Source organism: Streptomyces sp. ActVer, assembly GCF_027270795.1.
Classification (GTDB): Bacteria; Actinomycetota; Actinomycetes; order Streptomycetales; family Streptomycetaceae; genus Streptomyces; species Streptomyces umbrinus_A.
On the sequence record NZ_JAPWHT010000290.1, the window covers coordinates 1 to 13,220 of the forward strand.

At 70.7% G+C, this 13,220-nt stretch carries 12 protein-coding genes; 6 read left to right on the forward strand and 6 right to left on the reverse strand.

Annotated features, from left to right (window positions below; translation table 11 throughout):
- Positions 1 to 663: protein phosphatase 2C domain-containing protein (locus O3Q52_RS35255; RefSeq protein WP_269652702.1), on the forward strand; the 663-nt coding region annotated here is incomplete at its 5' end.
- 103 nt (positions 664 to 766) lie between these two features.
- A complete protein-coding gene (locus tag O3Q52_RS35260; protein ID WP_269652703.1) occupies positions 767 to 2,509 on the forward strand; it encodes a pyruvate dehydrogenase in 1,743 nt (580 codons plus the stop codon).
- 37 nt (positions 2,510 to 2,546) lie between these two features.
- On the opposite strand, the gene O3Q52_RS35265 is transcribed toward O3Q52_RS35260, so the two are convergent.
- Positions 2,547 to 4,037 (reverse strand): helix-turn-helix transcriptional regulator, encoded by a 1,491-nt coding sequence (locus O3Q52_RS35265; protein WP_269652704.1) that lies wholly within the window; start codon positions 4,035 to 4,037, stop codon positions 2,547 to 2,549.
- Between the two features lie 320 nt (positions 4,038 to 4,357).
- On the opposite strand from O3Q52_RS35265, the gene O3Q52_RS35270 reads away from it, so the two are divergent.
- From O3Q52_RS35270 to O3Q52_RS35280, 3 genes are all read left to right on the forward strand, one after another.
- Positions 4,358 to 5,035 carry a hypothetical protein gene (locus O3Q52_RS35270; protein ID WP_269652705.1) on the forward strand — a complete coding sequence of 226 codons (678 nt, stop codon included), beginning with the start codon at positions 4,358 to 4,360 and terminating at the stop codon, positions 5,033 to 5,035.
- A 247-nt stretch (positions 5,036 to 5,282) separates the two neighbouring features.
- On the forward strand, positions 5,283 to 6,083 hold the full coding sequence (locus tag O3Q52_RS35275; RefSeq protein ID WP_269652706.1) for a serine/threonine protein kinase: 801 nt from the start codon (positions 5,283 to 5,285) through the stop codon (positions 6,081 to 6,083).
- A gap of 59 nt (positions 6,084 to 6,142) precedes the next feature.
- Positions 6,143 to 7,669 carry a serine/threonine-protein kinase gene (locus O3Q52_RS35280; protein ID WP_269652707.1) on the forward strand — a complete coding sequence of 509 codons (1,527 nt, stop codon included), beginning with the start codon at positions 6,143 to 6,145 and terminating at the stop codon, positions 7,667 to 7,669.
- 64 nt (positions 7,670 to 7,733) lie between these two features.
- Here the strand turns inward: O3Q52_RS35280 and O3Q52_RS35285 are convergent, their stop codons facing one another.
- Positions 7,734 to 8,930 carry a hypothetical protein gene (locus tag O3Q52_RS35285; RefSeq protein ID WP_269652708.1) on the reverse strand — a complete coding sequence of 399 codons (1,197 nt, stop codon included), beginning with the start codon at positions 8,928 to 8,930 and terminating at the stop codon, positions 7,734 to 7,736.
- Between the two features lie 92 nt (positions 8,931 to 9,022).
- Positions 9,023 to 9,391: a hypothetical protein gene (locus O3Q52_RS35290; RefSeq protein WP_269652709.1), complete on the reverse strand. Its 369-nt coding sequence runs from the start codon at positions 9,389 to 9,391 to the stop codon at positions 9,023 to 9,025.
- Positions 9,392 to 10,030: 639 nt separating this feature from the next.
- Here O3Q52_RS35290 and O3Q52_RS35295 point away from each other — a divergent pair.
- Complete coding sequence (locus tag O3Q52_RS35295; RefSeq protein WP_269652710.1) at positions 10,031 to 10,531, forward strand: ATP-binding protein; 501 nt, start codon at positions 10,031 to 10,033, stop codon at positions 10,529 to 10,531.
- A gap of 142 nt (positions 10,532 to 10,673) precedes the next feature.
- On the opposite strand, the gene O3Q52_RS35300 is transcribed toward O3Q52_RS35295, so the two are convergent.
- The 3 genes from O3Q52_RS35300 to O3Q52_RS35310 form a co-directional block, all read right to left on the reverse strand.
- A complete protein-coding gene (locus O3Q52_RS35300; RefSeq protein ID WP_269652711.1) occupies positions 10,674 to 11,711 on the reverse strand; it encodes a DUF2637 domain-containing protein in 1,038 nt (345 codons plus the stop codon).
- A 326-nt stretch (positions 11,712 to 12,037) separates the two neighbouring features.
- A complete protein-coding gene (locus O3Q52_RS35305) occupies positions 12,038 to 12,919 on the reverse strand; it encodes a (2Fe-2S)-binding protein (protein ID WP_269652712.1) in 882 nt (293 codons plus the stop codon).
- Positions 12,920 to 13,025: 106 nt separating this feature from the next.
- A partial coding sequence (locus tag O3Q52_RS35310; protein ID WP_269652713.1) for a hypothetical protein occupies positions 13,026 to 13,220 on the reverse strand: 195 nt, incomplete at its 5' end.

The following is a 13,220-nucleotide window of genomic DNA, read 5'->3' on the forward strand; positions in this document are numbered from 1 at the left end:
TGCCAGTGGATCGGGCGGGCCGTCGGCCGCAGCCACGCGCGGCTGGCCGAGGACATCAGGGCCGGCCGGCGCGGCGACCTCAAGTCGGGACTGCACCGGCTCACCGACCGCAGCCTCGGCAAACTGCGGGCCACCGCCGCCGAGCAGGGCATCGAACCGGAGGAGTACACCGCGAGCCTGCGCTGCCTGCTCCTCCCCGCCGACCCCGAGTGCCGCACGCGCGTCTTCTTCGGCGTCGGAGCGGGCGGCCTCTTCCGGCTGCGCGACGGCGAGTGGCAGGACATCGAGCCGCACGTCGCCGACACCGCGGGCGAGGCCGTCGTCGGCTTCGGATCGCTGCCGCACGAGACCCCCGACGGCGACCGGCTCACCATGGACCTCGGCATCACCACACCCCCGAGCCCGTACGAACCCGCCCCCGAACCGCCGCCCCGCGACCCGTTCCGTTTCCGTGCCTCCGTCGCCCGCCCGGGCGACACGCTCCTGCTGTGCACGAGCGGTCTCGCCGAACCCCTGCGCGGCGAACCCGCCCTGGTCGAGCACCTCACCTCCCGCTGGTCGGACGGTGATCCGCCCGGCCTCGCGGCGTTCCTCGCGGACACCCTGGTACGGGTCAAGGGATACGCCGACGACCGGACAGCCGCGGCCGTTTGGGAGGCGTAACCGCGCCCGCTGTGAATTCATGGGACATGAAAGGGAACCTGTGACAGCGGAAGTCGGCCGAAGGCAGGAAGTCGGCCGAAGACAGCTAAGGGGCGCGTGACTCATGGCCAAGCAGAACGTCGCCGAGCAGTTCGTCGACATCCTCGTCCGCGCGGGCGTGAAACGCCTGTACGGAGTCGTGGGCGACAGCCTCAACCCGGTGGTCGACGCCATCCGACGCAACTCGGCCATCGACTGGATCCACGTCCGCCACGAGGAGACGGCCGCCTTCGCGGCGGGAGCGGAGGCCCAGATCACGGGCCGGCTCGCCGCCTGCGCCGGGTCCTGCGGCCCGGGCAACCTCCACCTCATCAACGGCCTCTACGACGCCCACCGCTCCATGGCCCCCGTCCTCGCCCTCGCCTCACACATCCCCTCCAGCGAGATCGGCCTCGGGTACTTCCAGGAGACGCATCCCGACCAGCTGTTCCGCGAGTGCAGCCACTACAGCGAGATGATCTCCAACTCGAAGCAGATGCCCCGGCTGCTCCAGACCGCCATCCAGCACGCGGTCGGACAGAGCGGCGTGAGCGTCGTGACGCTGCCGGGCGACATCGCCGACCAGCCCGCCCCCGACAAGCCCGTCGAGACCGCCCTCGTCACCTCCCGCCCCAGCGTCCGCCCCGGCGACACGGAGATCGACAAGCTCGCCGCGATGATCGACGAGGCCGACAAGGTCACCCTCTTCTGCGGCAGCGGCACCGCAGGCGCGCACGCCGAGGTCATGCAGTTCGCAGAGAAGATCAAGTCCCCGGTGGGGCACGCCCTGCGCGGGAAGGAATGGATCCAGTACGACAACCCGTACGACGTCGGCATGAGCGGACTCCTCGGGTACGGCGCTGCCTACGAGGCCACCCACGAGTGCGACCTGCTGATCCTGCTGGGCACCGACTTCCCGTACAACGCCTTCCTGCCCGACGACGTCAAGATCGCCCAGATCGACGTACGGCCCGAACGCCTGGGCCGCCGCTCGAAGTTGGACCTCGCGGTGTGGGGCGACGTGAAGGAGACCCTGCGCTGTCTCACCCCGAAGGTGAGCCCCAAGAGCAACCGCCGCTTCCTCGACAAGATGCTGAAGAAGCACGCCGACGCGCTCGAAGGCGTCGTGAAGGCGTACACGCGGAAGGTCGAGAAGCACGTCCCGATCCACCCCGAGTACGTCGCCTCCGTCCTCGACGAACTCGCCGACGAGGACGCCGTGTTCACGGTCGACACCGGCATGTGCAACGTATGGGCGGCCCGCTACATCACTCCCAACGGCCGCCGCCGCATCATCGGTTCCTTCTCGCACGGCTCGATGGCGAACGCGCTGCCGCAGGCCATCGGCGCGCAGTTCACCGACCGGGAGCGGCAGGTCGTCTCGATGTCAGGCGACGGCGGATTCTCCATGCTGATGGGCGACTTCCTCACCCTCGTCCAGTACGACCTGCCGGTGAAGGTCGTCCTCTTCAACAACTCCTCCCTGGGCATGGTCGAGTTGGAGATGCTGGTCGCCGGACTTCCCTCGTACGGGACCGCCAACAAGAACCCCGACTTCGCCGCCGTCGCCCGCGCCTGCGGTGCCTACGGCGTACGCGTCGAGAAGCCCAAGCAGCTCGCGGGCGCGCTGAAGGACGCCTTCAGGCACAAGGGCCCGGCGCTCGTCGACATCGTCACCGACCCCAACGCCCTGTCGATCCCGCCGAAGATCAGCGCGGAGATGGTGACCGGGTTCGCGCTGTCGGCGTCGAAGATGGTGCTGGACGGGGGAGTCGGCCGGATGGTGCAGATGGCCCGCTCCAACCTGCGCAACGTGCCGCGGCCGTAGGCAGCCGCCTCAGGACGCCGCATCGGGACGCCGTGACTCAGTCGGTGCGGGGGACCCACTGGCGGTCCGAACCGACCGAGCCGTACCAGTAGCGCGGGAGCCCCTCGACGCCGCTGGTGCGGAACGGCTTGCCGTGATCGTCGACACGGATCGTGCCGGTGCGTCCCTGGGACGACCAGTCCAGTTCCAGGTACCAGCGGCAGTCGCAGGAGTTCGTCCGTGCGTTGACGAGCAGCACCTCCGGGTCCTCGGCGGACACCCGGTAGGGCATACGCATCGCGGGGATCGCCCCGTCGACGTCACCGCCCGGGACCGCACGTGCGATGGGCCGGTCCTTGTCCAGGTCGACGGCGAAGGAGCGCGGGGTGATCGCGCCCCCGCAGCCCTCGTCCATGGAGTAGCCGGCACCCCGCAGTTGGGTCGAGCGCCCGACGACCCGTACCCGGAGGGCCTCCAGGACGACGGCGGTGGACGACTTTCCCTGTACCGAGATCTTCACGATCGTCTCGCGCCCGTGCACCGCGTTCTGCGTGGCCGCCCACCGTGCGGCGTCCTGCGTGATCGGAGGCGGTGGTACATCTTCCGGCTTCTTGTCGACGACGTACTCGTGGCCGCAGTCGAACGTCCAGCCGTGCGAGTTCGCGGTCCAGGTCAGCGGGAGGCCGGTGGAGCCGGAACCGTTCGGCCGGCCGGCGTTCCCCGACGGCTCGCCGCCCTTGCCGGGGGGCGTGGACGCCTTTCCCTTGCCGTCGGGCGACGGCGAGGACGACGACGGTCCGGAGGACTTGGGCGACGGGCTCGTGGACCGGCGGTCGCGTGGGTCGCCGGTGGCAGTCGTCGAGGTCGGGCCCTCGCTCGGGCCGACGTTCCGGGAGGCGTCGTCGGACCGACGGTCGTCCGACAGCGCGGACAGGCTGCCCAGCGTCACCAGCAGCACCGTCACCACGGCGGCGGTGACCGTGACCCGCCGCCGGTACCAGGCCCGGCGGGGGCGCGGACCCGAGCCGCCGGAGGAACTGGAAACGGTCGGCACGCTCGATACGCGTTCGGGCTCTGCGTCCGAGGACTCAGACTCCGACGCGCCGTCTTCTTCGGGACCCCGGCTTCCGTCGGGGCCGCCGACTCCCTCTGGCCCGTCGCTTGCCACGGGCTCGGCGTCCGCTGCGTCGGCCACCGGAGCCGGAGCCGAAGCTGAAGCCGCGGCTGGATCCGGCTCCAACTGCGGCTCCGGATCAGACTCCGGACTCTCCGTCGCACCCGGCGTCCGCGGTCTCTGCCGCGCGGCCACCGCCAGGATCCAGAGGCGGTGCAGTTCGAGCCGCTCGGCCGGTGTCGCCCCGCACAGTGCGGCGAACCGCTCCACGGGTGCGAAGTCGAGCGGCACCGTGTCACCGGCGCAGTAGCGGTGCAGCGTCGAGGTGTTCATGTTCACCCGGCGCGCGAGGGCGCCGTAACTGCGGTCCGTGCGCGCCTTCAAGCGCCTCAGAAGTGCCGCGAACTCCTCGACGTCGTCGTCCCGAGTCGACACCGTGCCCCCGTGCTTCTCGTCGTGGCCCCCTGGTCGAAGGGGCGGTTGCCGTCCCGGGAGGGCATCCCAGGCACTCCATATACCTGCACGTCAGATGGCCTGGGATGGTTCCACCGTCGCGGATCCGGCGTTGACTGTTGCGCAGGCCCCGAGTGACGGCTGATGCTCTTGGTGTCGCACCGACCGCCGCCGGACCGACCACCCGGTGGCAGCCCACGACCGGGACCGGCGTCGACACCCGTGCACGCGGATCCTTCCCGCCTGCACCTCACTTCACCGACCCGCGCAGATCAATCGTGCACTCATACACAGGGGGACCCATGTCCAAGCGCACCCGAGCGGCCTCGCTCACCACCTTCGTCGCCACGAGTGTCGCTTTCGGTGCGGTGCTCGCCGGCCCGGCCGACGCCACCGGGAAGGACACGAGCGCCTCGAAGCACGCCTCCACGAACGCCTCGGCGAAGGTGAAGGCGAAGACGAGCGCATGGCCGAAGTTCCTGTCGGCCTCGCAGCTGCCGCCGCACCCCACGTCCGCCTGGACGGCGGGCAAGGTCACGGACGGCGTGCCGGACGAGGTCAGGTTCTGCATCGAGGAGACCCTGCCGGGCTACGACTCCCGGTACCGCGACTTCCGGACCGACCTTGAAACCAACGCCCAGCAGCTCACGTTCGTCGTCGGCACCAGCGCCAAGGCCAAGGCCCTGGCCACGCGGCTGAACAAGGACATCCGGGCGTGCGCGACGCGCATCGAGCAGTCCGACCCGGAGACCGAGGCCGCGCTGAAGGACTACGGCAAGCTGTCGGTCGAGGAGGGCGCCCACGCCTACGGCCTGCACACCGAGACGTCCTGGGGCGCCACCGACATCAACCTCTACTCGGTCGGCCGGGACGGGCGGGCCGTGACCCTCGTGCGCTGGGGTCAGATGGGTGACTTCTCCGACGCGCCGGTGAAGGCGTTCAAGAAGACGACGACCACAGCGGTCAACAAGCTCTACTGACCGCATCCGGGGGGAAAAGTGCCGGAGCCGCCCTCCCGCGACGGGGGTGTGAGAGGGCGGCTCCTCGCACGAGCAGCAACGAGCGACACCCGGCGACACCGCGCAACAGACCGATACACCGCGCGAGAAGCACGTACGAGCGCGCGAGAAGCATGTACGAGACATCCCGGCGAGAACTGGCCGCCGCCGGTGCTCGTGGTTGATCTGCGCACTACAATCCTCGCGACCTCATCGGGGGAGAGCCGTCGTGGAAACGATCATTGTCCAATTACCGGGTCCGTCGTGGGCGGACGACGAGCACGACCGACGCGGACCCGGGCTGCTGCACCTGGGGCCCGGCGACATGGCCGATTTCGGGCGCGGCGGGCAGGGTGCCGCGGACCTGGCGGTCGTCCTGGCCGACCCGGGCGTCTCACGGCGCGCCGGACGGCTGGAAGCCGCCGAGGACTACTGGCGGCTGTCCAACTTCAGCCGGGCCGCCGGTTATGTGGTGGAGAACCTGGAGGGCGCCGGCGAGTACATCACGGTGGCCCCCGGCCGCCTCGGCGCGCCGGTGCCCTTCGAGTTCTCCCGCGTCGTGCTGCCCGCACTGAACGGAACCGTCGACTTCAAGGTGTTCGCTCCGCAGCACGCCTACCTCGACGAGCGGTCCCTGCCCGGCGCCGGTGACCAGACCGTGAACCCCTTCGCCCTCGACCAGACGTCGAAGTACTTCCTCGTCCTGGTGGCGCTGTGCGAGCCGCGGTTGCGCGAGCCCTCGGACACGACGCTCCCCGGCGCGGGAGAGATCGCGGAACGGCTGCGTCCACTGGACTCCTGCCGCGATCTGTCCCGCTCGGCGGTCAACTACCACATCGACTACCTGTCCTTCGCGAAACTGCGCCTGGACCAGGGAGACATGGACGGGGAGCAGGGCGGCCGCACCGGCGCCAAGCGCGCCCGACTGGTGGCGTCGGCGCTCCGGTTCGGCCTGGTGCGCGAGGAGCACCTCGCCCTGCTCCCGCGCCGTACGGCGAGCCGACGTCCCGTACAGGAAGCTCCCGCGTGACACCGTCGTCCAGTGCGGAAGGCTCCCACCCGCCTCCGCCCCTCGAAGAAGGCCCCGCATTGACCCCCCGCACAGGCCCCTCAGCACACCTCCCTGTCGGCTTCCGCATCGACGGCTGGGAGCTCGGCGCGCCCATCGGATCCGGCGCCTGGGGCACCGTCCACGAGGCCCGTTCCGTCGCCGACGGCACCCCGGTCGCGGTGAAGGTGCTGCGCACCGACGCCCTGGCTCCGGGACAGCGGGCCGCCCTCGGTGAACTCGTCCAGCGCGAAGTGCGGTTCAGCCGGGAGGCGGACCACCCCAACCTCGTACGGACGCATGCCGTGTGCACCGTCGAGGCGCCGGACCATCCCGATCTGGACGGTGCGATCGCCCTGGTCATGGACCGTGCCGAGCGCAGCCTCCAGGACGTGCTCGACGCGACCGAGGCCGGTCGGCCGGTCCCCGGCGCGGATCGCGTCCTGCGCTCGGTGGCCGCCGGTCTCGCGCACATGCACGGCGCCGGATGGGTGCACGGCGATCTGAAACCGGCCAACATCCTGTTGAGTGCGGACGGCGACGTGTGGCTCGCCGACTTCGGGGTCGCCGCGGAACTGGAGGGCACCCACGCCCACATGCCGCCGCTCGGCACGCTCGACCATCTGCCGCCCGAGTGGTGGTCGCAGCGCACCGACTCGCGGGGCACGGTCGTCCGGACGACCGCCGACATCTGGGCCTTCGGCGTCCTCGCCCACCAGGTGCTCACGGGCGGGCTGCACCCGTTCCCGGGGGCCACCGCCAGGGCCCGCTCCCTCGCCGCCCAGGCCTACGCGCGCGGGACCGCACCACTGCGGCTGGACGCCGACATCGAGGAGAGCAGACGTCGGCTGATCTCCGACTGTCTGTCCTCGGACCACGCCACGCGTCTCCAGTACACCGCCGACGTCCTCAAGGCCCGCGTCGACGAGCTCTCCGGTGCGCCCCGCCGTCGCCGGCGGCTGGTGCCGGTCGTCGCGGCCGTCCTGGTGGGCGCCGCCGTGACCGGTGCGCTCCTGCTGCGGGACGACGGCGGTGCCGACGACAAGGGTGGCCCCGGCACCTCCGCCACGCCCACGGCCACCGGCAGTCCGGTCGCGGTGGCCGCGGGGGAGATCCCGCCGGACTCGGACGTGCCCAAGGCACTGCGCCCGGTCATCGTGAAGGCCGCACGCCGCTGTACCGACAAGGAGATCACCCCCATCGTGCTCGCCGCCATGCTCAAGGCGGAGAGCGGGTTCGACGCGAAGGCGGCCCGCCCGGCCTCCGAGGAGTTCGGCATCGCGATGTGGACGCCCTCGGTGTTCCGGGCCTGGGCCGTGGACGGGGACGGCGACGGCGACAAGGACCACATGTCCCCGCCCGACGCGATCTCGACGATGAGCCTGTACGTGTGCTGGCTCGACCAGCGTTTCAAGGAGGCCGGGCTGCCGGAGAAGGACCTCGTCAAGCTCGTCGTGGCCGGCTACCGCACGAGTGACCGCACGGTCATCGAGGAAGGCGGTGTCCCGGAGCGCGTGCGGCCGCACGTGGACAAGGTGATGCGCTATCTCGCCGACTACGAGCGGTGATCCGGCATCCGGTGAGCCGGGACCCGGCAGGCGACCGGTCCCGGCTCACTGACTCATGCCTCGGCTACGGCTTGGCGCAGTCCTGCACGTCCGGCAGCCGGTTGTCGGGCGAGCTGATGTAGATGTTGGAGATGTAGCCGCCGTACTGGGGCAGATACGCCCACCAGTCGTTGGTGTAGGGCGGCACGCTGACGGTCTGGCCCTGCTTCTGGCAGCCCACCAACACCTCTACCCCGGCGGGCAGTTGGGTCATCGGCGGGTTGGCGGTGGACGGGTCCCGGCGGACGTTCACGTGCTCGCTCCAGGTTCCGTACCACTTGCCCGTCGGTCGTACCCCGCCGGGCACGTTCAGGGAGCGGGTCAGCCGGCCGATGTCGGTGTAGGCCTTGCCGTACGAGGTGCCCTCCGGATGGAGCGTCAGGACCGCCACGATCGTACGGTCGCCGGCGCCCACGGTGCCGGTGGTGTGCAGCGCCGGGCGGGTGAGGTTCACGTCCGCCGCGGCGCGACCCTCCGCGGCGGAGGCATTCGGGGCGGTGGCCGTCTTCGCCGTCGCCGCGGCGGACGAGGAGCACGTGCCCTCCGGGAACGAGGAGCCCGCCCAGCCCTGCTTCACGGCCCAGGGGCGGTCGAACGCCCCGGCGATGCCGAAGTGCTGGTCGAAGTCGTCCGAGGCGCAGCGCGTGGACTGGCGCAGGTTGCCCATGACGAAGTCGCGCACGGGGGCCGGTGCCGTGTCCAGGATGTAGCGGTAGATCTTCACGGTGTCGCGGGCCGACAGGGCGGTGTAGCCCCAGTAGCCCTCGTAGCCGACGGGCGGCCCGTCGGTGTCGGTCAGGACGAGCCGGTCGACCATCCGGTCGATGATCGCCGAACCGCCGTAGTTGGACCAGTAGTAGTTGGCCGCGTCGTCGTCGCTGCTGCGCAGCATGGGTTCCAGCCGGGCCCGGTCGGCGGCCGGGATGACGTAGGACGGCCCGCGGTTCCACAGGAAGTCCAGGGTCAGCAGCAGCTTGACGACGGAGGCGGACCGGAAGGGCGTGCCTGCGTTGACCTGTTCGGTGAAGGTTCCCGTCTGCCGGTCGAAGACGGCGACCCCGGCGGTGACGCCGTCGGGGATCTGGGCGGCGGCGGGTGCCTGGACGGCGGCGGTGGCCGGTGTGGCCGCGCCGGAGGTCAGGATCAGAAGTGCGGCGGCGGACGCGAGAAGTGTTCTCCACACGTGTCCGGCCGTTCCGCGTAGGCGCGCGGTGCGGTGCATGGTGGTTGTCTCCCCCTGGAGGAACGGCACGGCCCCGACGACTGCAGGGACCGCGCCGGCCGGGTTTCGGGCGGCGGACGGTGCAGGCCGGGTCAGTCCAGGTGCGGCCTGAGGTAGATCGAGTTGATCGGCGTGAGGTCGGCGTACACACCCGTGCCCTCGGCGAGCATGTCCGCCGTGCAGTCCGTCCCGCTGCTGTAGCACAGCATCGCGAGCGCACCGTCGTACTGGTTGTTGAGGACCCAGTGACTGCCGAACTGGTTCTGGAGGTTGTGCGTGCCGTACGTCCAGTAGACGTGGCTCGGGCTGACGGCGGGGTTCTGGTTCTGCGGGTAGACGCACACGGCGCCGTACGGGCAGCCGGCCCATTCGTCGGCCGCCTGGGCCTCCGTCGTGCCGACCGCAGTCAGGGCAGCGGTCGCGAGAGCGAGTGCGGCGGCGCCGCGAAGGATTCTGCGCATGGTTGTTCTACTCCGAGGAGTCCGAGTTGCTCGAACCCTAGGAAGAGAAGCGCGCGACCGGTCCTGACGAATGTCAGGTTGACTGCGGCCGGCCCTCGAACTGCCACGCGGCTCGGTCGAGTACGGCCGGATCGGCAGTAAGGAGTCGGTAGTTGGGCCGATCGCGGGTGGTCGCTCGGCACCCGGGACCGTAGGCGCGACGGAATTCGGTACGGCCGGGCCGGCCGTCGGCCCCACGGGCAGTTGTACCGGCCCGTCTCATCGCGCGCGAGGACCGTGAGGATGCGGTGATCACACGTGATCGCGCCGGTGAGCCTTTGCGGTCACGCCCGAACCGGCGTACGGGGCAGCCCCTTCACCCGGCAGCCCGCCACTCCCGGGGCGCCTGCGCCTCCAGCGGCTGTCGGGGCGCGCTCCGGTCAGCTGTCCACCCGCGATCGTCCGGCGGGTGCGGCGGCCCCTCCGAAGGCTCGGGCGGGTGGTTCGGTGCGGGACTTTTCCGGACGGCAGCAGGGCATCTCCGGACGTATCAGGGGTGGTTGACGATTCGACATGAGTGTCGTGATCCGGGCCGGGGCATGCATTCCGTGAAGGTGTTCGACCAGGAGGGGAATCGACAGCGGCGTGCGGGCGGGGGTCATGAAGAGGCAGGTGCGAGGAGGCGGTCCCGTTGTATCCGGGGCCTTCTCGGCGAAGACGGTACAGACGACCACGACGGCGGGGGACACAGCGGACGGAACGACCGACCAGCACGGCGTTCCGCAACTCAGGCTCAGGCTCGGGCGCTGCGACCTCCGGGCGGTGCCTCAGGTCCGCAGGGCGCTGCGGGACCTGCTCGCCCACTGGGGGCGGCCCGGCCGATCCGAGATAGCGGAGTTACTGACCAGCGAACTCGTCACCAACGCCCTCGTCCACACCAACCATGACGCGCTGCTGACAGCCACGGTCGGCCCGCGCGGACTCCGGGTGGAGGTGAGGGACTTCGTGGGACGCAGGCCGAGACTGCGGGTACCGAACGCCGACGACGGTACGCACGGCAGAGGCCTGATCCTGGTGCAGTCCCTCGCGGACGCGTGGGGCGTCCGGGTCCATGGCGTGGGGAAGGTGGTGTGGTTCGAGCTGGACGGGGGAGTGGCGTGAATCCGGATGGGCCGGCGACCTGACCCTGGGCAGTGCAGGCATGTGGGACCGGCCCGGGCGCGGACATGAAACTGGACGGGGGCGCGGCATGAACTGCCGTGCCCCCGTCCAGAGTTGAGGCCTCGGGAGGCCCCGGCCCGGATCAGCCGAACTGCTGCTCCAGGTCCTTCAGCTTCCGCTCAAGGGAGTCGAGACGAGGGAGCGCCATTGTGTCGTCCTCCGCGGTGAGATCGACCGTCGCGGACTCAGTTCCGCGGCGGACGGGCTGCAACGAGGGTCGGGCGGCGCGTGCCGGTAGTTCCGGCGTTGCTATGGCAGGCTCCGCGGCGACCTGGGTGGCCGCCGGGGCCTGCTGGAGTTCCGCCTGACGGCCGCCGCCGCGGCCGATCATTCCGCGGTGACCGCGGGTGATCGCCTTGAGGCGGGCACGGTCCAGCTTCTCCTGGTCGCGCCGACGCTGCCGGTTCTGCTCCTTCTCCCGCTTGTCCTCGCGCACTTCGTCGACCGCCTCGTCCAGGGTGCGCACACCCTCCAGGAGCATCAGCGACCAGGCGGCGAAGGTCTCACGAGGGGCACGCAGCCACCGTACGATCCGGATCTGCGGCAGCGGCCGGGGCACCAGGTTCTGCTCGCGCAGGGCGGCGCGGCGGGTCTGCTTCAGCGCGCGGTCGAAGAGGACGGCGGACGACAGGGACATGCCGGCGAAGAACTGTGGGGCGCCCGCGTGGCCGAGGCCCCTGGGGGCGTGCACCCAGTTGAACCAGGCGGCGGCCGCCGCGAACGTCCACACGAGTATCCGGGAGCCGAGCGCCGCGTCACCGTGGCTGGCCTCGCGCACCGCGAGTACAGAGCAGAACATGGCCGCGCCGTCGAGGCCGAAGGGCACCAGGTACTGCCAGCCGCCGGACAGGTTCAGATTCTGCTCGCCGAAGCCGACCAGGCCGCGGAAGGAGAGTGCGGCGGCGACCGCGGCGCAGCAGAACAGCAGTACATAGGAGACGATGCCGTAGACGGCCTCCTTGCGCCTGCGGCGCTCTTCCGTGCGCTCCCACGAATCGTCGGCGTGGGTCTTCTCCCCTGCGCGCTTGCCACGCGCGAGCACCGCAACCGCCGCCAGCAGGCCCAGGAGCAGCACGGCGCCGGGAAGCAGCCAGTTCAGCGATATGTCGGTCAGTCTCATCTGGGGTCCCTTGCATTGGGATAGGGCGTAACGCCCGCCATAGTGGCCCAATCCCGTGCGTCCTCAGAGGGTTTCGGGGCAAGAGGCCGCCAAGGGAGTGCAAGGGTATGCGCGAGGACGGCATTCTCCTCGAACTGCCGCTTGAGGAGCGGGAGTTGAGTTCGAGTTAGATTACCCTTACGGGTGGTTCCACGGAAAGTTCTTGCGGCAAGTGAGGACTTTGTGAATCGACTGTAATCAAAGGGTTCGGCCGGGCCGCCGTGAAGGTGCCCGGATCCGTGGCGAGTTGATCTTACGTGACGTGGAGTCAGCCTGTTGCCGCGGGATCAGCCCGCCGCGGCGGCCTCCGCCGTCAGCTTCGCGACACGGACCGCCTCGGAGTTGCGCGGGCAGTTGGCGCAGGTGTCCTCGGCGTCGAGGGTGTAGTAGAAGCAGCAGCTCGCCCGGTCGCGGGTGGACAGGCACTCGCCGTTCGAACCGGTCACCTCGCGGAAGCCGGCCGTGCCGACGTACGGCCGGGTCGTGCCGGGGAACAGCCGCTCCAGCTCCTCCCTCGCGCGCCCCTGCTCGCCCAGGAGCCCGGCGACGTACCAGAGGCTCTCGACGACCTCGTCCGTCGCCATGCCCCACAGGGCACGGCCCCGGCGTCGCGTCCGGGGGCCGAATCCGTCGAGGACCGGTTCCAGGTGCTCGGCCACGGCGGCCCGGACCGCCGTGCGCAGGGCCTCCTCGTCGGGGACGACTCGGGCGCCGGGAAGCGAGGCCGCCGGGTCGTCCGGCAGGCAGGCGAACTCACCGACGCGTACGGCGATGCTGCCGGGCATGCGCTGGAACGTGACGTGCTCCACGGGAAAGCGGGGCACCCGGCGCAGCAGGAACCACGGCACCGTGATCAGCAGACAGGCCGGCCAGGCGTAACGGTGCAGGCCGAAGCCGGCGATCACGTCCGGACGGCCTCGCCGTCCGTGGTCCGTGAGCACCTGGTCGTCGTCCCACGCGAGGAACGCGTCCAGACCGGCCCCGCCCTCCGCGAGCCCGGCGACGGAGATCCACCGGTCGCCCGTCGGGGCCGGTTCGTGCGGTGCGAGTTCCGTGACGCCCAGGGCCGGGAGCACCTCGGTCATCCGCGTGTACGCCGCTGTGAGGGCCGAGCCGACCGGGCGTACTTCTGCGCCGGGCGAGGTCTCGGCCGGGGCGGGAGCGGACATGCGGGGGCCCCGTTCCGTGATCGGTTGCAGGTAAGGCTTACCTTACCCGATACGATCGAGGTTTACCCTGTTCTGTCGGGGTCGCTCCGGACCCCGGCCGAAATACTCACCACCACTGCCCGTCCTGGAGGAGGCTCCCGTGGAGAAGGCCGGTTCGCGCGAGGCGTACGGCTCCGCAGGAGACCCTTCGGAGACCGCCCCCGGTGCGGGAGCGCCACGGGTGCCGCACCAGCAGGACCGTCTCGGGCAGCAGCCCGATGGCGACCACGCTGACCGCGCCGACGGCCCCGATCAGCAGGAC